This window comes from Roseovarius sp. EC-HK134 (assembly GCF_902498815.1).
Taxonomy (GTDB): domain Bacteria; phylum Pseudomonadota; class Alphaproteobacteria; order Rhodobacterales; family Rhodobacteraceae; genus Roseovarius; species Roseovarius mucosus_A.
The window spans coordinates 40,488-63,951 of the sequence record NZ_LR701543.1 but is presented as its reverse complement, the minus strand read 5'-3'; the positions used below and the strand labels follow the sequence as shown (position 1 = coordinate 63,951).

General features: G+C 57.4%; 24 protein-coding genes and 2 pseudogenes. 12 read left to right on the top strand and 14 right to left on the bottom strand.

The genetic code is table 11. The features are described 5' to 3' along the window. Nucleotides 1-471 (top strand): manganese-binding transcriptional regulator MntR, encoded by a 471-nt coding sequence (mntR, locus tag GC127_RS03020; RefSeq protein WP_151976370.1) that lies wholly within the window; start codon nucleotides 1-3, stop codon nucleotides 469-471. A 247-nt stretch (nucleotides 472-718) separates the two neighbouring features. Here the strand turns inward: mntR and GC127_RS03015 are convergent, their stop codons facing one another. From GC127_RS03015 to GC127_RS02960, 13 genes are read right to left on the bottom strand one after another with little or no spacing between them, the layout of a single operon-like run. Next, nucleotides 719-1,714: a cytochrome c oxidase assembly protein gene (locus GC127_RS03015; protein WP_151976368.1), complete on the bottom strand. Its 996-nt coding sequence runs from the start codon at nucleotides 1,712-1,714 to the stop codon at nucleotides 719-721. Then, nucleotides 1,711-3,645 carry a penicillin acylase family protein gene (locus GC127_RS03010; RefSeq protein ID WP_151976366.1) on the bottom strand — a complete coding sequence of 645 codons (1,935 nt, stop codon included), beginning with the start codon at nucleotides 3,643-3,645 and terminating at the stop codon, nucleotides 1,711-1,713. Before GC127_RS03010 ends, GC127_RS03015 begins: the two co-directional genes overlap by 4 nt. A gap of 24 nt (nucleotides 3,646-3,669) precedes the next feature. Next, complete coding sequence (locus GC127_RS22705; RefSeq protein WP_088652261.1) at nucleotides 3,670-3,837, bottom strand: hypothetical protein; 168 nt, start codon at nucleotides 3,835-3,837, stop codon at nucleotides 3,670-3,672. After that, on the bottom strand, nucleotides 3,837-5,408 hold the full coding sequence (gene lnt / locus GC127_RS03005) for an apolipoprotein N-acyltransferase (protein WP_151976364.1): 1,572 nt from the start codon (nucleotides 5,406-5,408) through the stop codon (nucleotides 3,837-3,839). Before lnt ends, GC127_RS22705 begins: the two co-directional genes overlap by 1 nt. After that, entirely contained in the window at nucleotides 5,405-5,878 is a 474-nt protein-coding gene (lspA, locus tag GC127_RS03000) for a signal peptidase II (protein ID WP_151976362.1), read from the bottom strand. Before lspA ends, lnt begins: the two co-directional genes overlap by 4 nt. A gap of 1 nt (nucleotide 5,879) precedes the next feature. Beyond that, nucleotides 5,880-6,665 (bottom strand): ZIP family metal transporter, encoded by a 786-nt coding sequence (locus GC127_RS02995; protein ID WP_151976360.1) that lies wholly within the window; start codon nucleotides 6,663-6,665, stop codon nucleotides 5,880-5,882. A 26-nt stretch (nucleotides 6,666-6,691) separates the two neighbouring features. Beyond that, nucleotides 6,692-7,147 carry a DUF411 domain-containing protein gene (locus GC127_RS02990; RefSeq protein ID WP_151976358.1) on the bottom strand — a complete coding sequence of 152 codons (456 nt, stop codon included), beginning with the start codon at nucleotides 7,145-7,147 and terminating at the stop codon, nucleotides 6,692-6,694. A gap of 3 nt (nucleotides 7,148-7,150) precedes the next feature. Further along, the gene (locus tag GC127_RS02985; RefSeq protein ID WP_151976356.1) at nucleotides 7,151-8,524 is read right to left on the bottom strand and encodes a M23 family metallopeptidase; all 1,374 of its coding nucleotides are present in this window, start codon (nucleotides 8,522-8,524) and stop codon (nucleotides 7,151-7,153) included. After that, entirely contained in the window at nucleotides 8,521-9,147 is a 627-nt protein-coding gene (locus tag GC127_RS02980) for an SCO family protein (protein WP_151976354.1), read from the bottom strand. Before GC127_RS02980 ends, GC127_RS02985 begins: the two co-directional genes overlap by 4 nt. After that, nucleotides 9,147-9,614 carry a copper chaperone PCu(A)C gene (locus GC127_RS02975; RefSeq protein WP_092838916.1) on the bottom strand — a complete coding sequence of 156 codons (468 nt, stop codon included), beginning with the start codon at nucleotides 9,612-9,614 and terminating at the stop codon, nucleotides 9,147-9,149. The genes GC127_RS02980 and GC127_RS02975 overlap by 1 nt, the downstream gene beginning before the upstream one ends. A 28-nt stretch (nucleotides 9,615-9,642) precedes the next feature. Continuing rightward, the gene (locus GC127_RS02970; RefSeq protein ID WP_092838919.1) at nucleotides 9,643-10,302 is read right to left on the bottom strand and encodes a thioredoxin domain-containing protein; all 660 of its coding nucleotides are present in this window, start codon (nucleotides 10,300-10,302) and stop codon (nucleotides 9,643-9,645) included. After that, nucleotides 10,299-10,721, bottom strand: a complete 423-nt coding sequence (locus GC127_RS02965) for a disulfide bond formation protein B (protein WP_092838922.1) — start codon at nucleotides 10,719-10,721, stop codon at nucleotides 10,299-10,301. Before GC127_RS02965 ends, GC127_RS02970 begins: the two co-directional genes overlap by 4 nt. 5 nt (nucleotides 10,722-10,726) lie before the next feature. Then, the gene (locus GC127_RS02960) at nucleotides 10,727-11,329 is read right to left on the bottom strand and encodes an SCO family protein (protein WP_151976352.1); all 603 of its coding nucleotides are present in this window, start codon (nucleotides 11,327-11,329) and stop codon (nucleotides 10,727-10,729) included. Between the two features lie 545 nt (nucleotides 11,330-11,874). Between GC127_RS02960 and GC127_RS02955 the strand changes: the two genes are divergently transcribed. From GC127_RS02955 to ccmI, 4 genes are read left to right on the top strand one after another with little or no spacing between them, the layout of a single operon-like run. Further along, nucleotides 11,875-13,866, top strand: a complete 1,992-nt coding sequence (locus GC127_RS02955; RefSeq protein ID WP_151976350.1) for a heme lyase CcmF/NrfE family subunit — start codon at nucleotides 11,875-11,877, stop codon at nucleotides 13,864-13,866. 4 nt (nucleotides 13,867-13,870) lie between these two features. Next, a complete protein-coding gene (locus GC127_RS02950; RefSeq protein WP_037929742.1) occupies nucleotides 13,871-14,422 on the top strand; it encodes a DsbE family thiol:disulfide interchange protein in 552 nt (183 codons plus the stop codon). Further along, nucleotides 14,419-14,910, top strand: a complete 492-nt coding sequence (locus GC127_RS02945) for a cytochrome c-type biogenesis protein (protein WP_151976348.1) — start codon at nucleotides 14,419-14,421, stop codon at nucleotides 14,908-14,910. The genes GC127_RS02950 and GC127_RS02945 overlap by 4 nt, the downstream gene beginning before the upstream one ends. Next, nucleotides 14,907-16,058: a c-type cytochrome biogenesis protein CcmI gene (gene ccmI / locus GC127_RS02940; protein ID WP_151976346.1), complete on the top strand. Its 1,152-nt coding sequence runs from the start codon at nucleotides 14,907-14,909 to the stop codon at nucleotides 16,056-16,058. The genes GC127_RS02945 and ccmI overlap by 4 nt, the downstream gene beginning before the upstream one ends. A gap of 99 nt (nucleotides 16,059-16,157) precedes the next feature. Here ccmI and GC127_RS02935 read toward each other — a convergent pair whose 3' ends face one another. Then, the gene (locus tag GC127_RS02935; RefSeq protein ID WP_151976344.1) at nucleotides 16,158-18,251 is read right to left on the bottom strand and encodes a protein-disulfide reductase DsbD; all 2,094 of its coding nucleotides are present in this window, start codon (nucleotides 18,249-18,251) and stop codon (nucleotides 16,158-16,160) included. Between the two features lie 568 nt (nucleotides 18,252-18,819). On the opposite strand from GC127_RS02935, the gene GC127_RS02925 reads away from it, so the two are divergent. The 7 genes and pseudogenes from GC127_RS02925 to GC127_RS02895 form a co-directional block, all read left to right on the top strand. Next, on the top strand, nucleotides 18,820-19,248 hold the full coding sequence (locus GC127_RS02925) for a helix-turn-helix domain-containing protein (RefSeq protein ID WP_009820106.1): 429 nt from the start codon (nucleotides 18,820-18,822) through the stop codon (nucleotides 19,246-19,248). Nucleotides 19,249-19,331: 83 nt separating this feature from the next. Next, nucleotides 19,332-19,952, top strand: coding sequence for a cation transporter (locus GC127_RS02920; protein ID WP_151976342.1), 621 nt, complete (start codon nucleotides 19,332-19,334; stop codon nucleotides 19,950-19,952). 69 nt (nucleotides 19,953-20,021) lie between these two features. Further along, nucleotides 20,022-20,792 carry a transglutaminase family protein gene (locus tag GC127_RS02915; RefSeq protein WP_151976340.1) on the top strand — a complete coding sequence of 257 codons (771 nt, stop codon included), beginning with the start codon at nucleotides 20,022-20,024 and terminating at the stop codon, nucleotides 20,790-20,792. Next, entirely contained in the window at nucleotides 20,782-21,747 is a 966-nt protein-coding gene (locus tag GC127_RS02910; protein WP_151976338.1) for a cation diffusion facilitator family transporter, read from the top strand. Before GC127_RS02915 ends, GC127_RS02910 begins: the two co-directional genes overlap by 11 nt. Next, nucleotides 21,719-22,081: an STAS/SEC14 domain-containing protein gene (locus GC127_RS02905; protein WP_037929640.1), complete on the top strand. Its 363-nt coding sequence runs from the start codon at nucleotides 21,719-21,721 to the stop codon at nucleotides 22,079-22,081. The genes GC127_RS02910 and GC127_RS02905 overlap by 29 nt, the downstream gene beginning before the upstream one ends. A gap of 246 nt (nucleotides 22,082-22,327) precedes the next feature. Then, nucleotides 22,328-22,895, top strand: a pseudogene (locus GC127_RS02900) (L,D-transpeptidase). A gap of 148 nt (nucleotides 22,896-23,043) precedes the next feature. Continuing rightward, nucleotides 23,044-23,418 (top strand): annotated as a pseudogene (locus GC127_RS02895) (helix-turn-helix domain-containing protein); the annotation flags it as partial. Nucleotides 23,419-23,464 lie beyond the last annotated feature (46 nt).

Below are 23,464 nucleotides of genomic sequence, written 5' to 3'. Positions count from 1 at the left end.
ATGACAAAGCTGCAATCACATGGGCGTGAACCGTTTGAAACTGTCGACAGAGCTCCCGAAGCACAGGCCGAGGGGTTTGCGACCGTGCGTCAGGCGCATGAGAGCGAAATGGCGGAGGACTACGTCGAGTTGATCGCGGAACTCATCGAGACGCGCGGAGAGGCCAGACCGGTCGAGATTGCAGAACGACTTGGCGTGAAACCGCCAACCGTGACGAAGAACATTTCGCGGCTCAAGGCCGCTGGCCTTGTTCGGAGGGAGCCATACCGCGCGATATTCCTCACCGATTCTGGCCAGGAGCTGGCGGAGGCCTGTCGACAGCGCCACCGGATCGTCGTTGCGTTTCTTTGCAGCCTCGGGATCGACGAAGAAACCGCGGAACGCGATGCGGAAGGGATCGAGCATCACGTCAGCGAAACAACGCTGGAGGCTTTCGGACAAGCGCTGAAGCAATCCTGGAGGCATGAATAGCGCCTCAGCGGGCTCTCGCGATAATGATGAGATCACAACGACCAGGGAAGCGAGGCCAGCGGTCAAAGTCCGGGACGAGGCTTGTATGCTGACTCCGAACTCTGGCGCTAAAAGCCGATTGGGTCTTTAGTACCCAGGTAAGCCGGAGGTGGTGCGTACCTAATCCTCTCTTTACGACTGACTGCTGGCCGAAGTTTCCGGTCGTTGGGACATGCCGTGGGCGCTACCCTGAATTTTTGTCGATCGTTCAGAGCGCGTAGACGATCGTCACCAGCGTGATCATGACAATCGAGAACATGGCGAATGCGCCCAGAGCTAGTGTTCGGCCCATGTCGCGATTTGGCTTTTTCACTTTCAGACGCAACTCCGCGGCGGTTTCCGGAAACTCGAGCGCCGCCGCATTCGAACCCCGCATCAACTCGTATCGGGTGTTCCATCGGCGCACTTCCGCCGCGTTCCAGCCGTTCAGCACAAGGATAATTGCCGCAATCAAAACCATCGAGGACGGGACCCAGATTGTGTAGCCACCGATCGTCTCGTCAGCCAAGGCGCTAAGTCCGCTACTGTTCCTTGCCGTTTGGTAGGACGCATAGAGACCTACCTCTTTTAGCGTCGTGAGGGCGCCCAGAAAAATATTCGAAACGATCACTACAAAACCGGATATCAGCCGCGCCCCTCGCCGCGCACCATCAGGCGGATCCCTGGGGTCGAACAGCATGCCGAAATACCAGATCCCTGCCAACACCATCGACAAGTGCGCGAGCATCTCGATCGCCGCAACGCGCTGCGCAAGTCCGTAAAGGACAGGAACCTGCCAAACGTATAGCGCGGCAACAAGCAAGGCAGTGGCGATCGCGGGATGCGCCATGAACCGCACGATGCCACGATTGCCAAGCGCATTGAGGTGCCGTCGCCATTCTCTTGCCAGACCAGCTTGCAGTATGCGCCATGGTTGGGACACCGCGAAAAGCAGCGGTCCGGCAAGGCGGAGAAGAAGATGCTCCACTTGGTGCAGGGAGAAGAGACTGTGTCCCAACGGGGCCAAGGGCGCGTTCGTGGCGACGAGGAGGCAGGCAATGCCGGTGAAGAACTGAACCTGTCGCCAGACAGTAATCCTTCCGAGAATGCGAGAGGATCGCGCGAGGCCGCGCATGTAGACCCATGCGGCCAATCCGACGGAAACAAACGACACCGGTGAAATCGCATAGCCAAACGGATCGTAGTGGATGAGATATGTGATCATTGGCTCCTATCCTCTATCGTACTCGAGCTGTCCTCTGATTTGGGTGACAGTCGAGATGTTCCTGCGGCGCCACCGCGGGCCAAGGACAGATCCGTGCTCATCATTATGTATTCACCCTGCATCCACTTCGGAAAGAGGTTTTCGTAGAACTTTGAGAGAGGGTGCCCGGACTGACCGGCGGGCGTGATGAAATAGGAACCGCTTTCGTCCGAAAGCGACATGACCGCCTGAAAGTTGGTGCCCGCGTTGGAGACAAATGGCCGAGCATCGTCCGATGCAAATACTGTCGACATCAGAGTAAAGGGATCGCCCGGCGTTGGTGCTTCGAGAGACAACAAGTCGCTCACCATCCCGCCCGGTCTGATCGGCGACCACTGCATGTTCAAAGTATGCGCCTCACCCCAGGACCAGTCGGAGGGATCGGATCCGTAGCGGTCGACCAGCCAGCCGAGGGCATCATCCAGAGCCGCTCGAACCTGATCTTCGCAGGTTTCCATGCGTGCGGAAGGGCGGATGTCGCACCAGACAGCGCTCCCGCCGCGACCGGAAAGGACCGCGTAAAGGAAATCTGGATTCGGTCTGGTCCAAAACGCGTTCGCCGCCGGAAATTCGTCCTGAAGAATGCGTCGTTGCAAAGCACTGACCCATGCCCAGAACACGAGCGGCTCCTGTGAATAGCGATCCATGTCGCCATTCCATTGCGCAAGCTTGTCCAGTATTTCGTTGCGAAGCCTTTCGGTGCGGGTCTCTTCGATGCCGCTTGCGGACCTCACGAACCAAAGCTCTTTTGCCATCAGAGGAAGAAGGGCGCGTGCGGCTGCGCTGACAGTGTCGCGTTGAACCGCAATCGCGCCCTCGACCGAGATTATCAGCTGTCGATCATCAAGCACAGCCAAACGGGCGTCTCGAAACGATGCAGGGCGCTCGACCTCCCGTTCGGGCCAGCGGGCCAAGGTTTCACGGTCGATCGCTAGAACCTCCATTCCGGCCGATAACATTTCGGAGGTTCCGCTAAGGGCGTTGTTCGCATCGGTGGACCTCGCGAGACGGTCAAGCATCATCAGATAATCGCCAGCACCCCTGCCTGTAGGAGCTTCTGGCTCTCTGACGGCTTTTTGGGGAGTTGATCCAAACGCCCATGCGACGCGCTCGTTGCGGCCGATGACAACGAACGGCACGCCCGGCAACGTGGCGCCAATCGCGGCCCCTGTCGGAAGCTGAAGATCCGCCAGGTACCATTCAGAGGGGAGCGACAAAGGGCCAACGATGTCCGCGGCGAGAATTGGTGCCCCTGTGGCCGTTCGGTCGCCGGACAGCGCCCAAGCATTGAGGCTGACTTCGGGCGGGGTCGCAAACAACTCGGGTGTGACGGGGCGATCTGACGGGACCCGCAAATCTGACGAGACTGACAATTCTTGCCGGCTCTTGGGTCGAAGATCGCTCAAAAATGCATGGGCTATTCTGAGGCTATCGACAGGTCTCCAGGCCGCTATCATTCTCTCGTCAGCGATCAACAGTTCGGGTGAGCCCCTGCCGCGCCCGCCTTCGGAAACCAGCCCAAGCCACGCGTTGACACCGGCGGCGTATGCTTCGAGCGCATCGGATGTCGAAGAGTCAATTTCGGTCGTCGGCTCCAGTGGCAACAGGTCTTTCGTTGCACGCCTTGCCCTCAACAACTGACCGAGCCTGTCTTGCGCGTGAACGAAGCCGATGGCGAAATAGACATCCTCGGCGGACCCCGCCGTGATGTGCGGTAAGGCTGAAGAATCCCGCAGGATATCGACCGGGCTATCTATGCCTGCAACGCTGAAGTCCTCGTCATAGTCGGGAACGGAGGCACGCAGCAGAAAGTAGACGGTACCGGAAACGGCCAATCCCGCTGCGCAGACCGTCAGGAAAGTGTAAAGCAATATGTTGAACAGTCGTTTCAATTCGTTGCCGATGCTGAAGCATTTTCAGGACGTGATGCGCAACAGGATCACCGAGGCGAAAAAGGCGAGGAGGCCGAAGGCAATGCCGAAGCTTGTCGCATATTGAAGCATATCCAGGCGGTTTCCTTTCCGCCGCCGCGCCAGATAGCCACCCCAGATCGCACCTCCGACAAAACCCGCGAGTACCAGCATCACCATTCCTCCATTCTTGAATGCTCCGCACTGGGCTGTCGTCCGGCCAAGCCGACGGCATAGACCAGGGTCCAGGCCGCACCGATGAGCATCAGCAATGTCCAATCGCCGAAACGTGCGTAGGGCGTGGGAGCGCGCGCGCCGGGCAGGCTGGCGTCAATGACGCCTGTTTCCCCGGTATCGAGACGCGCGACGACATCTCCATTGGCGTCGATGATCGCGGATATCCCGGTGTTGGCCGCGCGGACCACGGGAAGACCTTCTTCGACCGCGCGCATGCGCGCGGCCGCGAGGTGCTGCTCGGGCCCGATGCTGGTTCCGAACCAGGCATCGTTGGTGGCGTTGAATATCCAGTCGGGGCGGAAAAGATCATCGACCACGTGGCCCGGAAAGATTATCTCGTAGCAGATCGCGACCGCGACCAGCGGCGCACCCGCGAGCGCGAGCGTGCGTGGTCCCGGTCCGGGCGTGAAATCGCCCAATCCCTCGGTCAGCCGTGCGAAAGGCAGCCAGCCCCGGAAGGGAACGTATTCCCCGAACGGCACGAGATGATGCTTTGCATATCCGGTCAGTATTTCCCCGCTGCTGTCATAGGCCTGGACCGTATTGAAATAGCGGGTACCCGCAACGCTCTCCACTCGATCGGGCACTCCCGTCAGAAGCAGCGTACCTTCGGGCAGAGAACCGGTGATCCGGGTACGGGCTGCCGCGTCCTCGTCGAGAAAACCGGGAAAGGCCGTCTCCGGCCAAAGCAGAAGATCGACGTTGCCGGGACGAGATGAGAGGTCGAGGTAGAGCTCAAGGGTCGCGTCCCGGTTTCCGGGCGCCCATTTCTCCCGTTGCGGCACGTTGCCTTGCACGATGCGCAAGTCGACGCGAGGCAAGGGCGCCTCTGATCCAAGGCGGAACGTACCGGCACCCCAGAGTCCTATGATGGCCATCGCGCACAAGACCAGAACGGCTGACCGTTGACGTGGCACGGCGGAATACGCAGCTCCCGGCATGACGCCGACAAGGACGGTGAGAAAGCTCAACCCGTAGCTTCCGACCCAGGCTGCCGGCTGTCGCAGCGCGGCGTGATCGACCAGAGCATAAGCGGCCAGGTTCCACGGAAAACCTGTCAGGACATGACCTCGCAACCATTCCGTCGCCACCCAGCAGGTTGCGAGAAGCAGACTTGCGGCAATGCTCCCGAGGGGTCTGCGCTGCGCGATGACGGCATAGAGCGCCGCAGCCATGGCCGGGAAAATGGCTAGGCCCGCTGACAACCCCGCGACGGCCGGGATCGCCAGCGCGGCGAAACGTTCGGCATCGACGTAAAAACTCTCGGCGATCCAAGAGATTCCGAACCCGAACTGGCCAATTCCGAAGACCCAGCCGATAAAGAAAGCGTGCGCTGTGGAAACCTGTCGGAGTATGAGAAAGAGCGCCGAGAAGGCAACCGGAACGGCGATGAGCCATGAGAACGGCGGAAGGGCTAAAACCGTCAAACCGCCCGCCACAAAACTAATTCCGGAACGCAGAGGAATGTAATGGCCCCAGACAGACATGTGCGCCAAACCCGTCATCATGTGCCATTCTGAAACTTGGCGCTCAACCAAGGAGCTATGAGCAGTAGGCCCACCCCGCCGACCACGAAAACATCCGCCATGTTGAAGGCGGGCCAATGCGTGGATCCGGCGTAGAAATCGAGGAAGTCTGTCACACCCCGAAACCGGATGCGGTCGAGGACGTTGCCGAGCGCGCCACCGATAATCGCACCATAGGCGATAGCCTCAACCGGGCTGGCAGTGCGCACCAACATGACCGTCAACCAGCCACAGACAGCGAGGGCCAACACTGTAAGGCTCCACCATGGCGCTCCACCAAGTAGTCCGAATGTCACGCCATCGTTGCGCAGGTAGATGAGATTGAAACCGGGAAAGACCGGAATTCCGGTGCTCAAATCTGCCGCATTGGCGACGACAATTGCTTTTGTCACCTGATCGACAAGAAAAGCAGTTCCAGCCGCAATGAAACCTTGGAAATGGGACTGTTTCATCTCATCCTCCCAGCCATACATCGAGGAACAACATGATCACGAGGCCGACCGCGAGACCGAGTGTCGCCCTGTTTTGATGGCCGGAACGGTGGGTTTCGGGAATGATTTCGTGGCTGATGACGTAGAGCATCGCCCCGGCGGCGAAGGCGAGGCCCCATGGCAACAGCGGCTGCGAGATGCTGATGATCCCAGCCCCAAGAAGCCCGCCTACCGGCTCGACAAGACCTGTCAGTGCGGCAATCCCCCACGCACGACTCCTGGAATATCCCTCACCAAGCAATGAAACCCCTACGGCGAGACCCTCGGGAGCGTTTTGCAGTCCGATACCGATCGCAAGTGGCAACCCGCCCGAGAATCCATCAGCCCCGAACCCGACACCAACGGCAAGCCCTTCGGGGAAATTGTGGATCGTGATCGCGATGATGAAGAGCCAGACGCGACGCAGAGAGTCTGCATCAGGGCCCTCGCGTCCGGACTTGAAATGCTCGTGCGGTAGCTTTTCGTTCATCAAAGCAACCGCGCCCATACCGAGCAGGATCGCAAGGCAAACAATGGCTGCGGGGGCGGCAGCATTCTCGAACTGCCCTTCGGCCGCGTCGAGGGCCGGGATTATCAGCGAGAAGAACGAGGCCGCGAGCATCACACCCGCCGCGAAGCCGAGCAAGAGATCGCGTGTGGACCGGGACGGGATGCGCCCGAAAAGAACGGGGATCGCCCCGACCGCGGTCAGCGATCCGGCTGCCAGGCTTCCAAGAAAGCCAAGCGCTATTGGGGAGAGGGTTTCCAATTGCTAAAGTCTTGCTGCGAGTTCAGTCAGGAACCGGGGTAGCTGGTGTAGACCTCGGTCGATCCATCGCCGCGGATCAGGAAGACGTCATAAGCCTCACGATCATCCTCCGGTCCCATGCCCGGCGAGCCATAGGGCATTCCCGGCACCGCCAGCCCCACTGCATCTGGACGCTCATCCAACAAACGCTGAATGTCTGATGCCGGTACATGACCTTCGATCACGTAGCCGTCGACCAAAGCCGTATGGCAGGAGACCATGCGCTGAGGCACGCCATTGTCGAGTTTGAAGCGCACAAGAGATCCCCCGAACATGTCCTCGCCTGTCGGCGCGAATCCGTTCTCCTCGAGGTGCTTCATCCAGGACAGACAATAGCCGCAGCCGTTTGTCTTCCGGACGTCAATCTGGATCGCATCGGCGACAGCTTGCGCCGCGGGAAACAAGGCCAGCGTGACTGCAAGGGCGGGAGCCAGTCGTTTCATGGATTAAAGCCTTTCGGTTGTTGTTTGCACAAATTCGCTGGTGAGCCTCTCGGCCAGTAGCGAGCGTGCCTCAGCCAGTCGCTCAAGCGCAGCCGTGTCGTCCGCTTCACGCTCGGCCGCCTCTGCCAAACGGTCGTCAGAGAGAGGGTCGGTCGGGCGACCGTCCACCAGCACTTCGTAATGTAGGTTGGGGCCTGTCGCGGTACCCGTCGCACCGACCCGCCCGATCATATCTCCGGCCATCACGCGTTGCCCTTGTGTGAGGCCGTCCGTTACAGCGCTCAGATGTGCGTATCGTGTCAGGGTGTCGGACCCATGCGCTATCTCCACCACCCGGCCATATCCACCACGACGTCCGATGAAGCTCACGCGTCCTGGCGCCGTCGCTTTCACCGGCGTACCGCGGGCCGCAGCAAAGTCGACGCCGGTGTGCATGCGCACATTCCCATAGACCGGGTGTGTGCGACGGCCAAAGACGGAACTCAGCCGCGCTCCTTCCACCGGTTGGGCAAAGACACGCAGGACCTCTCCATCAACATAGATCGTCGCTTTACCGCTGCCGTCATCCGGCCAGACGATCTCGTAGACCGTTTCACCAAGATTCAGTGCGGCAAAGGCAAGTTCCGGCTGACCGATCCTCTCGTTTCCGTCGCGCGCTTCGCGCCAAAGAAGACGCATCGTCTCGCCACCGGAAAGGTCGCGTCGAAAATCCACTGTGCCGCCCAGCATCTGCGCCATGTCGACCGCAAAGCGAGCAGGGATGCCCGCCTTGTCCAAAGCCGCGAAGACAGAGCTTTCGATCACTGCCTCGCCCGCGAACGTCACCATTTCAGGGTCTGGCTCCAACACGCGTGTGACAAGTTCTTGACCAAAGACCGTTTCAATCCGCACCCCATCGTCAACTGACAGTTCCACGCGGCTCGGATTTCCGTCCACCTTTGAGATCACAGTGATCTCATGGCCCGGGCGCAATCGGCGCAAGTCATATTCTGCACCAAGCGCGAGCGCGATTTCGGCACGCGCAGGCGCAGCGATACCCGCGTTCGCCAGGACCGCATCCAGCGTCTCGCCCGCCGCAATCTCACGCGACCAGGTGATCAAAGGCTGTTCAATCTCGGGCAAGGCGGTTTCAGTGAAGGCAGGCTGCAAGAGAGGGGTAGGTCGAATTGAGCGTGCCACGTCGATCTGTATCGCTGTGGGCAGCGTCACAACTCTGTCGGCAAGTCGTGGTGCCGAGAGCGGATCGGGGGTCCAAAGCGCCGCTTTCGCAATCGCCAGAGGCACCGGCTCTTTGGACAGCATCCCAGAGATCGCGATGGCAGTAACCGAACATGTGCCTGCGATGGCCACGGTCGCTAAAACAATTCTAATCTTCATGTTGCCCCCTCTACGTCTTCTGTCAGTGCACGCCGGATCTTCGGCACCGCGAATTCTCTTGGCTCGTGATAGTCGATCATGGTGACGAGCTCACCCTCGACATCGAACAGGAATACGCTTGCCGTATGGTTCATCGTATAGCCGCCGCCCTCAGTCGGGACGCGCTCATACGAGGCACGAAATCCTTCTGCAGCGCGGGCAACCTGGTTTGCCGGCCCAGTCCAGCCGCGAATAGCCGGATGAAAATAGCCGACATATTCGGCCATGGCCTCGACCGTGTCCCGCTCCGGATCGACTGTGATGAAGACCACGTTCATCTGCGCGGCTCCGTCTCCGAGATCTTCAAGCCAGCCTGAGATATCCGATAACGTCGTGGGGCAGACATCCGGGCAGTAGGTGAACCCGAAAAACACCATGGTCGGGCGTCCGATCAGGGTGTCCGGGCCTACTTCATTGCCTTCATGATCGGTCATACGGAAATCCATCGCCGATAGGGGTAGGGGCCGTTGGCCAGCAGGTTGGGGGGCACCGGGCCCGTCGACGCGCCACCAGCCGACCCCGAGCATCAGACCGAGAGCGCCAACACCGGCTGCACCGTATCCAAGCAAATGCCGACGCTGCATCAGCCCTCCGGCCCGCGCGCGGCAATGCCCAGGATCGGGACCTCGACAGTCACTTCGCCACCGTCCGAGAAGGTCAGCGTCAGCGGGAAGGTCTCGCCTTCGATCATCGGGTTTTGCAGCTTCATGAGCATGGCGTGCAGTCCGCCCGGTTCCAATGCCACGCTTTCCCCTGCGTCTATCGTCATCTCGCCAACAGGCGCCATAGAACTGACGCCGTCGGCGTTGGTTTTCGTCTCATGGATCTGGGGCATCACGGCCAGTGGTGTTGTAAGCCCGGTCAGCGTGACCGCTTCGTTACCCGTGTTTCGCACGGTCAAATAGGCAGCGCCCGGTCGGTTGACGCCGATTGAAGCACGGGACCACGCGTTTTCGACGACCACATCCTCCGAACCGGCAAATGCTGGAATCGACATGCCCGAGAGCAGTAAGACAAGGGTCAAACCATTGATGTAAGGTAGCTTTTTCATGATGAATTCTCCTGTATCTGGCCGAGCGTCAACTTTGGCTGGCCGCAACTTCCGCCGCCACTAGTCGCCGCAGTTCGGCCTCACCGAACGGGTCTAATGGCTTGGCGTTGACGAAGAACGTGGGCGTTTGTCGTACGCCAACCGCTTCGACATCAGCGCGGTCCTGATTGAGTACCGCCACGACACCGGGGGACAGCATCTGTGTCCGGGCAGCTTCGACATCCAGACCACCGCTTGCGGCAATCTCAAGGATCAAACCCGGTGCCGGAGTGCCATGGGACGCCCATCGGGGCTGCTCGCGCAGGACCGCTTCTAGCACGGGTTCGAACACATCCTGCATCCGCGCAGCTTCGAGAACACGGATCGCTTCTACCGACGCGTCCCCGTGAAACGCGGTATATCGAATGACGACACGGACCGCATCACCGTGCTCAGCCATGACCTCTTTGACCACGGGATAGAAGGCGCGGCAGGCCTCGCAAGCTGGATCGAAAAACTCGACAATCGTGACAGGTGCCGTTTCGGGGCCGAGGATCGGGGAATAAGGCCGGATCAGCACATCGTTCACTTCCGGCGCGACAGGGACTGCCTCTGCCATGGGTTGGGGGCGGGTGGCATACCAGGCCGCGCCGCCAAAACCTGCGGCACCAACAGCCAGAACGGATAGAATAAGGCCGCGTCGATTCATGTTTGTTTTTCCTTCAGTGAAAGGGCTGACAGCATCCCGATCATCGTGAAGGCGACAAGCGCCATCAGCGGAATCGGAATGCCGAAGATCACCTGGTTGTCGTCGGTACAAGAGGGGCCGGTCGCCGTGCAGGGCTGGATCGCCTCGGGGATCACCCCGACATAGAGGCCGATGTGATACAACGCCACTGCCGCCCCCCCAAGCGCCAGCGCAACGCCATAGCGCCCCACGCGGGGATCCTGCCACCACAGCCCGAGCCCAAGAACGATAGCCAGGGGGAACATGAAGGCGCGCTGGAACCAGCAAAGAACGCAAGGCGTTTGACCAAGAACCTCGCCAATGAAGAGCACGGCAAGCGATGCGATAAGCGCAACGCCCCACGCCAGGCCAAGTGCAGTTTCTCCAGAAAGTCGGGTCATAACGATCAGATCCTCTCTCTCAGATCGGCGAGGATCTCTTCGGCGGGCGTGCCATAGGGCCAAGAGTCCGCGAAGCCTGCCTGCGTATCGAAAAGGAAAAGATGCGACGTGTGACCCATCGTGTATCCATCCGGCGCAGTGGCCTCCTCGATCCGCTCAAAGAAAATTGGGAAGGTCTCGGATGTTGCGGCGATCTGCTCCGGCGTGCCGGTCAGCCCGATGATCCCTGCGTCGAACAGGGGCACATACTCGGCAAGTGCCATCGGCGTATCCCGCTCCGGATCAATCGTTATGAAAATCGGCTGGACCTTTGCCGCCTCGTCGCCCAAGCCCTCCATCACGGCCGCGACTTCGGACAGTGTTGTCGGACATACGTCGGGGCAATTGGTGAAGCCGAAGAAGACCAACATCCAGCGACCTTTGAAATCTTCCTCCGTTTGGATCATGCCGCGATGATCGGTCATTTCGAAATCAGCGAAGAGCGGTGGTTCATCTTCGGCTCGGGCAAGGTCGGCACGGTAGTCGGACCATAGCAACAGCCAGATGAAAGCGAACGCTGCCACGCCCGCAAACACCCACAATACCTTTTGAAGACCTGAAAGCCTCACGCCGCTCCGCCCGAAATTGATTCTATGTTTTGTGTGTGTTTACATCCTCTAGCTACTGTAGGTTCAAGCATGATTCTGCATCTGCGACAGCGCGTCACGCACCTGTGAAGTCAATGTTCACTATTCAGCGCTTCAAAACCTGCCAACACTCAGTTTTTCCCTATTTCGTCCGACTCTAAGGGTGGCCATCAAGGGAAGATCCGAGCAGATTCCACTGAGTCAGATGCTTGAGGAAAACGGTCCCGCAGACATTAAGCTGCCAATCAGATGCACTGCAAGCATGGGTCATTTTCAAAGTTATCAGTTCAAAATAATGCTTGAACCTACAGCTACTGTAGGAGCTAGAAATGTTGCGAATCGTTGATGGGGTCCTGCTCACGGCATGCAAGCACGAAATACTTCAACCCGCTTGGTTTTCCGCCCGCTTTCACCCCATTTGCAATCCACCGAAGCGCAATGGGATACTCGAAGATCATGCTGAATTCAGCCGATGCGGGAACTTTGTCCGGCTAGGATGCAGAAGCGCTACTCAGGGAGATAGAAAAATGACGCCTGAAATCGGACAATTTGCACTGATCTTGGCGCTTGCTGTCGCGATGGTCCAAAGCATCCTGCCGATTGTCGGGGCAAGCACTGGGCGCGTGCTTTGGATGGAAAGCGCCAAAACGACTGCCGCGCTTCAGGTGACGCTGGTTGCCATAGCGTTCGGCGCACTCATGCGATCTTTTGTTGTCAGTGACTTCACAGTCCGCAACGTAGTGGAGAATTCCCACTCGCTGAAGCCGATGCTCTTCAAGGTTGCGGGCACCTGGGGCAGCCACGAAGGGTCTCTACTTCTATGGACTCTTATTCTCGTTATTTTCGGGGCGGGGGTCGCGCTGCTGGGCAGAAACATTCCGACGGGTCTCAAGGCACGAACGTTGTCCGTTCAAGCCTGGATCAGCGTCGGCTTCCTGAGCTTCATGCTTTTCACGTCCAATCCGTTTGATCGGGTTTTCCCGCCGCCTCTAGATGGCACGGATCTCAACCCGCTTCTGCAGGACATCGGGTTGGCGATGCATCCCCCACTCTTATATTTCGGGTATGTCGGCTTCTCTATCGTATTTTCCTTCGCAGTCGCGGCTCTGATAGAGGGTCGGGTGGATCCTGCGTGGGCACGTTGGGTGCGGCCCTGGACATTGACGGCCTGGATCAGCCTCACTGCAGGGATCGCCCTCGGCTCTTGGTGGGCTTACTACGAACTTGGCTGGGGCGGCTGGTGGTTTTGGGATCCGGTTGAAAACGCATCCTTCATGCCATGGCTTCTGGGCACTGCACTTCTGCACTCCGCTATTGTCACGGAAAAGCGGGATACGTTCAAAAGTTGGACTATACTTCTGGCGATCCTGACCTTTTCACTGTCACTTCTGGGGACATTTATCGTCCGGTCCGGCATTTTGACATCTGTTCACGCGTTTGCGGTTGACCCTGCGCGCGGCGTGTACATTCTCGGCCTTCTTGGTGTGACAATTGTGGGATCTCTGACGCTCTACGCATGGCGCGCGCCTCAGCTTGGATCGGGTGGCGTCTTTCGGCCAATCAGCCGCGAGGCTGGGCTTTTGCTCAACAACCTTCTGCTTGCGACCGCAGCAGCGACGGTTCTTTTTGGAACACTCTATCCATTGTTTGTGGAAGCGGTGACTGAAGAAAAAATATCGGTTGGTCCACCATATTTCAACGCGACGTTTATTCCGTTCATGCTGCCCCTCGTCATCATCATGGGAGTTGGCCCGTTCCTTTCCTGGAAACGCGCTGATCTGCCCGGAATCTGGCAGCGGCTGCGTTGGGTTTTTGGTGTCGCGATTGGCGTTGCAGGGATCGTTTGGTACTTTCAAACAGACGGGCCACTGCTTGCTGTGGTCTCAATAGGGATTGCCGCCTGGGTTTTTGTTGCGACGTTGCGCGAATGGGCAATGCGCATCAAGCTCTTTGATCTACCGCTTTCTCAGTCTCTGCGTCGCGCGCGCAACCTGCCGCGCGCTGCGCACGGTATGACCCTCGCGCATCTTGGCGTTGCAATGCTTGTGCTTGGGTTCGTAGGTTCAACTGCTTGGAAGGAAGAACGTGTGCTATTCGCAGAACCGGGGACGACCGTGGAAATTGCCGGTTTTGAGGTGATATTCGACGGCGTCGAACAGTTGCGTGGTCCAAACTACATCGCACAACGAGGCCAGCTTCGCGTCTTGAAAGATGGGAGTGAGATTGCGAAGCTGCATCCGGAGCGCAGAAGTTATCCGGTCGCGGGCACTTCCACAACCGAATCTGCAATCCGATCAACCCTCGTCGGAGATCTCTACGTCACCATCAGTGAGCCCGCGGCCGATACGGCGTCGGGCGAATGGAATTTGCGCATTCTCTACGAGCCACTGGTCAACTGGATATGGATCGGAGCCACGATGCTGGTGCTTGGCGGGTCCCTTTCGCTATCGGATCGCAGATTGCGGGTGGGTGCGCCGTCGCCAAAGAGCCAGTCGTCTGCGCTTCAGCCGGCGGAATGATATGATGAAGAAAATCCTTCTCGCGACACCTGCGCTGGTCGCAGTAGTCTTGGGTGGTTTTTTGTTCTGGGGACTCAACCCTGACCGAGATCCTAATGCAATTCCTTCCGCTTTAATCTCCGATCCAGTACCGAATTTTGAACTGCCACCAGTAGATGGCACGAAGACACCTGGCCTGTCAGCCGCAGCCCTTCGCAGCATTGGCGAGCCGTTTTTGGTCAATGTATTCGCTTCATGGTGCGTGCCATGCCGTGCTGAGCATGCGGTGCTCACCCGGTTTGTCGAACAGGACGGTATCCGGCTGATGGGGATCAACTACATGGACAAACCAGCAGATGCAGCCAATTGGCTGGATGAACTTGGCAACCCCTATGAGAGGATCGGATCAGACAGCGAAGGCCGCGTCGGGATTGAGTGGGGTATCTCCGGCGTGCCGGAGACTTTTGTGATCGATGGAATGGGGATCGTTGTCTATCGCTATGTTGGTCCCATCGTGACGCCAGAGGCACAGGCTGAAATTCGTGCTGCGTTGGCCGCAGCAGGTGGTCAATCATGAAAGGTTGGCTCGGTTCACTGGTGCTGGTGCTAGCGCTTTCCGCGACATCATCTGTGTGGGCAGTTGAACCCGATGAGCTGTTGGATGATCCGGTGCTGGAAATGCGCGCCCGGGAGCTCTCAAAGCAACTGCGCTGCGTTGTCTGTCAAAATCAAGATATCGACAGCTCAAATGCAGGTGTTGCCAGAACAATGCGCACGTTGCTGCGCGAACGCCTGATTGCAGGTGATACAGATGGCGAGATCACCGCATTTTTCGTTGATCGCTATGGTGATTTCGTCCTGTTCCAACCAAGGCTCAAACCCGCTACGTATCTGTTGTGGTTCGGACCTGCAGTTCTTTTTGCCATTGGGATTGGTGTTGTTCTAATCACACTCCGGCGCCGAAGCACTGCGGTTCTTGATGGCGCTACTGATCCACTGAGTCCCGATGAAGAGCGTGAGTTCGAGGCCATTTTTCATGAAGATGAAGGACAGAAATATCCATGATTTGGTTGGTGTTTAGCGCGATGGCATCCATCACTGCCCTCCTGTTCTTGTCCGGTCTCTTTCGAACGGGCGAAGGCCTGAACAGAAAGGATGGGGCGTTGGCAATCCTCAAGGATCAGCTTTCCGAAATTGATGCTGATCAAGAGCGGAACCTGATTTCCGGTACCGAAGCCGCCGCGGCCAGGGTTGAAATCAAACGGCGCATTCTGGCCACTGGTCGGCTTGCGATACGCAGGTCGTCGCGCGCAAGTGGGCGAAGCACCATCCTCGCATCGGCCATTGTCGTACCGTTGGTCGCCTTCGCTCTGTATTCGCAAATCGGCTCTCCGCACATCGAAAGCCAGCCTCTGGCGTCTCGCGCATCTGAAATCCTGGAAGCCGCAAACCTCGCAGAGTTGACCCAGAAATTAAAAACTCGTCTTGAAGCAGACGAGTCTGGTGGACCAAGCGATGGTTGGCTTCTGCTCGGTCAGACCTACATGCGCATGGCTCGCTACAATGATGCCGTGGATGCATTCGAACACGTCGCCGTTCGCGATAATGCGGGTATTGCTGCTCTATTACAGTTTGCCGAGTCTCTGATCGCAGCCGAGAACGGAGTGGTGACGCCGCAAGCGGAAAGAGTGATCGAACGGGCACTAGAGATGGACGCTGACGATCCGGGCGCGATTTTCTTCAGGGCCCAAGCCCTCGAACAGAATGGGGTTCCAGATGAAGCTCGGGCGCTTTTGATCGATCGTCTCAAGAGAGCGGATCGCGCCTATCCGTGGATGGAGGTTTTCGTCTCTTTCGCCAACCGGTTGGGAGAACAGGTCGAGAAATATCCTGTAAATCTCGCTGACTTTCTGCCAGAACCGCAGGATGTGCGTGGTCCCAGTGCGGCCGACATCGAGGCCGCCCAGGATATGTCAGTCGAGGAGCGCAGGGCTTTTGTCCGCTCCATGGTTGACCGCTTGGCGGCGCGATTGTTGGATGACCCTGACAATCTTGAAGGATGGCTTCGGCTTGCGGAGGCGTACAGTGTATTGGGCAACATTGATGCTGCTCAGAACGCTGCCAACAAAGCGCGCAACTTGGCAGAAAGCCTTCCGGAAACCGATCCTACGCGTGCCGCTATCACGGCCCGATTGGATCAGATCAAAAAATAGATTTGGGCCACGAGGTCACCGATACAAGAGCACTTTCTCCTCTCCCAAAACCAAACCGTTGCAATTTCTGCCTCTCTTGAACAATGCAACGGCGCCGTTTCATCGTTTTGGGACAGCGCTGAGATTAGCAGTCGACAGCGCTTCGAGAACGGCATCCACGGATAGCAATTCGGATAAAATGATACCTTCAGGCGCATCTGGACCGTAAACGATGTTGAACGGAATTGCGTATCGGCCGTGCGCCTCGAGATAGGATTGGACTGTCGCGTCCGGTCGCGTCCAATCCGCGCGCATCGCAATCACGCCTTCCCCGCCAAGTGCTCCAAAAACTGGTTCACGATCCAGGACCAGCGTCTTGTTTGCTTTGCAAGTAATGCACCAATCCGCAGTAACGTCCACGAATACAGTTTTGCCCTGCGACACTTCACGCGCGATCCGGGACCGATCGAACTCGACCCAGTAAGAAGCACTTGAGTTTGTTGCGTCAGCGGGCCTATTCGGCAGCAGTGCAGGGGCCGCCAATGTCATGCCTACAATTGCGGTCATCCCCCACAGCAAACCTCTACGGGGCTGGACCTGATAGGCTCTTGCAGTCGGTACGATAAGCCCAAGGCCCAACAGCACCAAGCCTGTGAGGGTTGGCGACGTTACACCAATCAAGACCCAGCATAGCCATACAACGGTTCCGGCAAGCAACAATCCGAGAACAATCTTTAAGCTCATCATCCAGGGTCCCGGTTTGGGCAGTCGGGAGAGGAAACCAGGCCAAACGGCAGTCAGAATATATGGCAGTGCAAGCCCAATCCCCATCGCCGTGAAAACCGCAAGTATATCTCCTGCCGTGCCGGAAAGGGCGAAGGCAATGGCTGTTCCCAGCAAAGGGGCGGAACAAGGCGTTGCAAGTACCGCAGTCAGTGCGCCGGTGGAGAAGTCTTCGACATACCCCCGCCCAAAGCGGCCAGATAGCAGAGCCATCCAGCTACTTGGCAAGGACACTTCAAAAATTCCGAACAAGTTTGCTGAGAAGAGTCCGACAACGAGGATGAGTGCGATCAGAAAATATGCATTCTGAAATTGCATACCCCATCCAACGGCATATCCGAGCGTCTGAAGCGTTATGATCGAAAAGGCCAGCACCCACATGAAAGCAACAGTTCCGCCAGCCGTGGCGAGAAATCCGGCGCGCAATTGTGAGACGGAGCGATCCTCATTTCGGAGCGCCGATCCGAATTTAATCGATAGAACCGGCAAGACGCACGGCATTATGTTCAGGATCAAACCTCCCAGGAAAGACAGCAGTATAATAAGGAAGAACTTAACGTTATCCTGACTGGTTTCGGATACGTAGGGTGGAGAAGGCGCCAAGTCGGTGGTGTTCACATCATCGAATGTCACCGCGACGTCCTCGTCTACTACGGTAATTCGAAGGGAGGATTGTTCCTCGCTCAACGCAAGAATTGGGAAGCTTGCCCAAAGACCTGTTCGATCATCTGTGAGTCGGATATCGGGCGCGCCGAATACAGTGCCTGCACCAAATTCTGGAAAAACATCGGGATTGTTCCAGCCAGAAGGCCGCGTCATCTGAATAACCAAAGCTTGACCCTGCTTCAGCGCTGCGCCCGAGATCGCTATTGCACTTTCTGTTCCTGCGACAGGTACGCGAGCGGCCCATATCGCGATTTCGGTCGCGGCTTTAGCGTCGACGCCGGATCCCAATGGAACAGGGAGAGTCAGTTCAAACCTTTCCGGAACGCACACATTGGAGCAGATCAGCAGATTGACGATTGCCTTCAGCTCGGCTGACCTATCAGAGTTCACAAGCTGCAGTTGCAACGGAAATGTCACTTGCTTGGCGTAGCCGAAGTTTTCAATTCCGAAGGCTCGGAACCGCGTGGGTGCAGGCCAAAGGATTTCGACGTCTTCCAGGTTTGTGGACTCCTCCCAATCGATCTCCGGCGGCAGGCCAACCTCGCCCGGCGACCGCCAGTACGCTTTCCATCCTTCCTCCAGTTCAATCTTCAAACCCGCCGAAAGGAACCGCGACCCTGGGGCGATTCCCGCTTCCGCGACGATCAAGCGCGCAGTCAGTGCTTCGGAACGATATGCATTGGATTCCAAGGCGCGAACAGGGCTTGCCACTAAAACAAGAAAGAGTGCGAGACTGACAAGCAATCCTGACAAGGCTATACGCATATTCTGACCTCTTTTTTCTTCGCGCTCGGTCTCGGGAAGTTCCTGTAACGTGCTATTTCCTAATGCCTTTTGACGCCGTCAACCCCTTGTGCAGTGAGCCCATCCAAGAGTCCGAGTAACTGGGCAACAGCGCTGTTCGTTTGAACCTCCTGTACAACAGCCGTTCTTTTGAGAACAAATTTGATCCGCTCTCCATGTGGTCGCATTTGTAGGCTAGGGGCCCCTTAAAGTTCAGTCATCAACCAGCTGTTCACGGTACTTCCGATAGGGAGCCTGTCGAGAGTCGAAGCTGGGCGATACAATAGTCAGCCCACAGGAACAGCCAGATGGAAACGAACGCGGCCACGCCCGCAAGCACCCACAATACATTTTGAAGACCTGAAAGCCTCACACCGCTCCGCCCGAAATTGATTCTATGTTTCTGTGGGTCTACATCCTCTAGCTACTGTAGGTTCAAGCGCGATTGTCATCGATCGGCCAACAATCACCGATCTGTGAAACTCAGGTGAAGCTTGTGATGCGCACTGCATAAAGCTACACCCACTGTAGGTAATGTGGAGAGCCTGAAATGCTGACGATTGGGACGCTTGCGAAGAAGACCGGAACGAAAGTGCAGACCATCCGATATTACGAGCAGATCGGGCTCATGCCTGAGCCCGGCAGGACCGAGGGGGGCCAACGCCGCTATGGCAATGCCGAACTCGACCGTCTTTCGTTCGTGCGGCACGCACGGCAACTGGGGTTCTCGCTGGATGCGATCCGCGAACTGCTTGATCTCAGCGACCATCCAGGAAAGTCCTGCGCAGAGGCGGATGCAATTGCCCGTCGACAGCTTAAGCAAGTGGAGCAACGACTGGCTCGGCTAGAGGCGCTGCGCACGGAATTAAAGCGGATGGTGCATGAGTGCAGCGGCGGACAGACTTCTGATTGCCGTGTGCTCGAGGTGCTGCGCGACCATTCCGAATGCCTGACAGAGCATGAGGACATTGGCGCCTGAGCTATTTTGACCACCTTTGATCGGAACACAAAAAGCCCGGTGTTAGTTACTCATTGGCAATTCACTGAAATGGGACACCCGGCATGGCGGAGCAGAAAAACGCATCGGAAAGACGCACACTCTGGATCGTGCTGGGTCTCAACATCGGGCTGGCAATCGCTTTCTTCGCCTCGGGCGCATTCGGCGATTCAAGCGCGCTTATCGCCAATGGGCTCGACAATCTGTCGGATAGTTTCGTCTATGCAATCAGCCTCTTTGCACTGTCTCGTTCCGCCACATGGAAGCGCGGAGCGGCTAATGTTTCGGGCGGCCTGCTGATCCTCTTCGCCCTTGGCATCCTTTATGACGCCTGGCGCCGCTACGTTGGCGGATCGGATCCTATTGGCACTATCATGATCATCATGGCGCTGGTAGCGGCGGCGATCAACGCACTTTGCGTCTGGTTGTTGGCGCGGCTTCGCGATCCAGACGTGAACATCCGAGCGGCGAATACGTTCAGTTGGAACGACTTCGCGGCCAATCTCGGAATCGTCGCCGCAGGAGGGCTCGTGGCCTGGCTCGGTACGAACTGGCCGGACCTTGTGGTGGGCGTGATTGTCGCCGGTATCGCGGCCTGGGGTGGCGTCGGAATCCTGAAAGACGCGCATGGTGAACACCACAAGGCAAAGCACAATGACGACCAGGTGACCAAGGACACGACCTGAAATTGGGGCTTGAAGCTACAGTGACTGTAGCAACTACATTGTCTTGTGAACGATTCGAGGAGATATTCCGTGAACCCCGCCGACCCTCATTTGGCCAAAACCCGGCTGCTGGATTTTGACGCGCCTTCAATAGCAAAACTGATCGAAGAGCGCGGCTGGGCAGAACTTCACCGTTACAACCGAATTGGGGCCATCTACGATTTCGTCCGAAACGAGATTGCCTTCGGCTACAACCGCGCCGACGACATTCCTGCCTCTGCGGTACTGGCGGATGGTTACGGGCAGTGCAACACGAAAGGTACGCTTCTCATGGCACTGTTGCGCGGCTTGGGCATTCCCTGCCGACTGCACGGTTTCACCATCCACAAGGCGCTTCAGCGCGGCGTGGTGCCCGAATTGGTCTACCCCCTCGCACCGGCCGAAATCCTTCATTCATGGGTCGAAGTCGAAACCGATGAGGGATGGATCAATCTGGAAGGCTTCATTCTGGACGCGCACTTCTTGCAGACGCTTCAGAAGGAGTTCAGCGATACAGAAAGCCTTTGCGGCTACGGGGCCGGAACGGATTGCCTGAGCGCGCCACCAGTCAGTTGGAGCGGCGGCAGCACTTACATTCAGAAAACAGGTATCATTAATGATTTCGGAACCTTCGATGCACCCGACGACTTTTATTTGAAATATCGCCAGAGCTTCGGATTCGCGCGTGACCTGCTCTATCGCCATGTCCTTCGGCAATGGATGAATGCACGGGTGCGTGCGATTCGCCGGGGAGTTTTGCCACGGGTCCCGGGTCTCAGTCGGCCCAATCATAGCCACGAGGAGACAAATCGTGCCGCATGATCACGGCCACGCCCACATCGATCCTGAATCTGGTGATCAACGGGTCGCCATCGCCATCTGGGCCAACGGCCTTCTGACAGTCGCGCAGATCGTCGGCGGCATTCTGTCAGGGAGCTTGGCGCTGATCGCGGATGCGCTGCACAATTTCTCGGACATGGCGTCATTGGTGATCGCCTTTGCCGCCCGGAAAATCTCGCGACGGCCCGCAGACGAGCAGATGACCTTCGGCTATGGGCGAGTCGAAATCGTTGCAGCCCTCATCAACTACACGACCCTGATCCTGATCGGCTTTTACTTGATCTATGAGGGTGGCATGCGCATGATCGACCCGCCCGCAGTGGCGGGATGGACCGTCGTGATCCTAGGCGGCATCGCGCTTTTCATCGACACACTGACGGCGATGCTCACCTATTCGATGCAGAAGGGCAGCGTGAACATCCGCGCTCTCTTCCTACACAACCTATCGGATGCTTTGGCCTCCGTGGCAGTCATCATTGGCGGATCGCTTATCCTCCTCTACGACATGCGTTGGGTCGACCCAGCGATCACCATCGGCATCGCCCTTTACATTCTCTATCTGGCTTTCACCGAGATCGGCGGTCCGATCCGGACGTTGATGCTCGGCAGCCCACCCGACATCGCCAATGAAGCCGTCGTTGAGACGATGCGGGGCGTCGATGGTGTTGCGGACGTTCATCACGTGCATCTGTGGCAGATGCAGGAGCAAGAGGCGGCGCTGGACTGCCACGTTGTGCTGACAGCTGACGGCTGGGGTCAAATCGAAAAGGTCAAGGCCGCGATCAAGGACCAGCTGAAGGACGATTTCGGCATCGGCCATTCGAGTTTGGAATTCGAACACGAAGACCGCGCGCATGAAAATGCCGACCTCTACGGTCACGGCAAGCCCGAAGAAGAGGAGGAAAACCATGTTCACCGAGACACTGACAGATCATGATGAAGCGATTGGCCTCGCCTGTCAGGGCAAGCTCAGCGAGAGCGACCTGAAAGAGATGCACGCCCTGCTTCATGAGCGCTTTCAGGAGATGAGCAAGCCCGGCCTGGTTCTCGATCTCACAAGGTTCGAAGGCTACGATGGGCCGTCTGCTCTGCTTGAAGATCTGAAGATCGACACAGCTCATAGGGATGACTTTCGTCGGGTCGCTGTGGTTAGCGAGGGAGCTTTGATGGAGTGGGGCACTAGATTCGCCGATCTGCTGACCAAGGCCGAAGTCCGCCATTTCGACACGGCGGAAATGGATGTGGCAATCGCTTGGGTACGCAACAGGTGATTGCAGCGTCATTTTCTTATTCTGTGCCCTCGTTAGCGCTCTAGCTATAATTGCAATGGTCTTCCGCGGCATTTACGGAAGAGCCGCGTCTGGGAGATTAGTACCGTGCGAAGTTTGACGCATACCCTGAAGCCATGCGCCGGATTCTCTGAAATCCCTCACAAAAACGTCATGTTTGGGGAGTTGACCCTCTAGCTACTAGAGGTCCCAAAACGCAAAAAATCTGAGGAAAGTGAAAGTAAGGTTATGCAAAATCGCAGACAGTTTCTATTGACGGCATCTGCTGCTGTTATCGGTCTTCCTTCATTGGTGAATAGCCCAGTCTTTTAATGAGCCAGAAGGAACTGCGGTGCGCAGAAACACCTCTGCGTTCCAGGTCCAGCCATGGCAAGACCATTTTGAGGACCTCACACATGGGGCGATCCTATGAGATATTGATTCGAGGGCGGTGAAATACTGGTCTGAAGACGAGAGCGTATACAAACTCTACCCGTCGAGCGTACCTGCTTCGCAAGAATTGACCCGACGAGGATACAAGAAAGTTGTTCGCAAGGTCGAAGGACCGAGTTGGAGACCGACACCATCCATGAAAGAGCGCAACCCTGAATGGTCTGACTACTGGCCGCCCGGGCCGGATAACCCTCTTGGCATGCATGCGCTTTATCTGTCATGGCAGTATTATCGTATCCATGGAACCGGTGACACGCGCAAGATCGGGCGGCAGTCTTCCAACGGCTGCATCGGTTTGTACAACGAACACATTGCGGAGTTGTTCGATCTCGCAGAAGTTGGCACCCAGGTCAGGATTTTCTAATCCGCGCAGTGAACACAACAACAGGAAAATGACTTACATAATTAACGTTATGAGTTCATCATCTGTACGCGCAAAGTTAGAATGTCCCACATCTGCAAAGTAGAAGTGTCACACTTCCCTGTTGATCTAGCAGGATTGGAGTGTGGCTGTGGGACTGGTGATCATGAGCGAGCGCGAGCTGAACCGGATCGAGGTGCTGAGCCAGGTGAGCCAAGGCAGGATGACGGCTGTGAGCGCGGCAAATGTCCTGGGATTGAGCCGCAGGCAAGTTCACCGGCTTCTCATGGCGTTTCAGGCTGACGGTCCGGCGGCGATCCGGCACAAGGCGCGCGGCCTGGCGTCGAACAACCGGATCGATCCGGCGGTTCGGGAGTTCGCGGTGATGTTGGTGCGAGAGAATTACATCGACTTCGGGCCGACCTTCGCGGCCGAGAAGCTTGCCGAAGATCACGGGCTGAAGGTTTCGCGCGAGACGTTGCGCAAATGGATGCAGGACGCGGGGCTTTGGCTCTCGCGCAAACAGGCCCCATCGGAAGGTTTCTTCGTAGAACCACGCTAAGGGGGAACTT

Coding starts and splice junctions, on each gene's coding strand:
- GC127_RS02965 (WP_092838922.1), bottom strand. CDS start 10,721: ATGACCCGACTTTCTGGAGAAACTGCACTTGGCCTGGCGTGGGGCGTT.
- GC127_RS02970 (WP_092838919.1), bottom strand. CDS start 10,302: ATGAATCGACGCGGCCTTATTCTATCCGTTCTGGCTGTTGGTGCCGCA.
- GC127_RS22705 (WP_088652261.1), bottom strand. CDS start 3,837: ATGCTGGTACTCGCGGGTTTTGTCGGAGGTGCGATCTGGGGTGGCTAT.
- GC127_RS02905 (WP_037929640.1), top strand. CDS start 21,719: ATGTTCACCGAGACACTGACAGATCATGATGAAGCGATTGGCCTCGCC.
- GC127_RS02975 (WP_092838916.1), bottom strand. CDS start 9,614: ATGAAAAAGCTACCTTACATCAATGGTTTGACCCTTGTCTTACTGCTC.
- GC127_RS02955 (WP_151976350.1), top strand. CDS start 11,875: ATGACGCCTGAAATCGGACAATTTGCACTGATCTTGGCGCTTGCTGTC.
- GC127_RS02950 (WP_037929742.1), top strand. CDS start 13,871: ATGAAGAAAATCCTTCTCGCGACACCTGCGCTGGTCGCAGTAGTCTTG.
- mntR (WP_151976370.1), top strand. CDS start 1: ATGACAAAGCTGCAATCACATGGGCGTGAACCGTTTGAAACTGTCGAC.
- GC127_RS03015 (WP_151976368.1), bottom strand. CDS start 1,714: ATGATCACATATCTCATCCACTACGATCCGTTTGGCTATGCGATTTCA.
- ccmI (WP_151976346.1), top strand. CDS start 14,907: ATGATTTGGTTGGTGTTTAGCGCGATGGCATCCATCACTGCCCTCCTG.
- GC127_RS02925 (WP_009820106.1), top strand. CDS start 18,820: ATGCTGACGATTGGGACGCTTGCGAAGAAGACCGGAACGAAAGTGCAG.
- GC127_RS02920 (WP_151976342.1), top strand. CDS start 19,332: ATGGCGGAGCAGAAAAACGCATCGGAAAGACGCACACTCTGGATCGTG.
- GC127_RS02945 (WP_151976348.1), top strand. CDS start 14,419: ATGAAAGGTTGGCTCGGTTCACTGGTGCTGGTGCTAGCGCTTTCCGCG.
- lspA (WP_151976362.1), bottom strand. CDS start 5,878: ATGAAACAGTCCCATTTCCAAGGTTTCATTGCGGCTGGAACTGCTTTT.
- GC127_RS02985 (WP_151976356.1), bottom strand. CDS start 8,524: ATGAAGATTAGAATTGTTTTAGCGACCGTGGCCATCGCAGGCACATGT.
- GC127_RS02980 (WP_151976354.1), bottom strand. CDS start 9,147: ATGCAGCGTCGGCATTTGCTTGGATACGGTGCAGCCGGTGTTGGCGCT.
- GC127_RS02990 (WP_151976358.1), bottom strand. CDS start 7,147: ATGAAACGACTGGCTCCCGCCCTTGCAGTCACGCTGGCCTTGTTTCCC.
- lnt (WP_151976364.1), bottom strand. CDS start 5,408: ATGATGACGGGTTTGGCGCACATGTCTGTCTGGGGCCATTACATTCCT.
- GC127_RS02935 (WP_151976344.1), bottom strand. CDS start 18,251: ATGCGTATAGCCTTGTCAGGATTGCTTGTCAGTCTCGCACTCTTTCTT.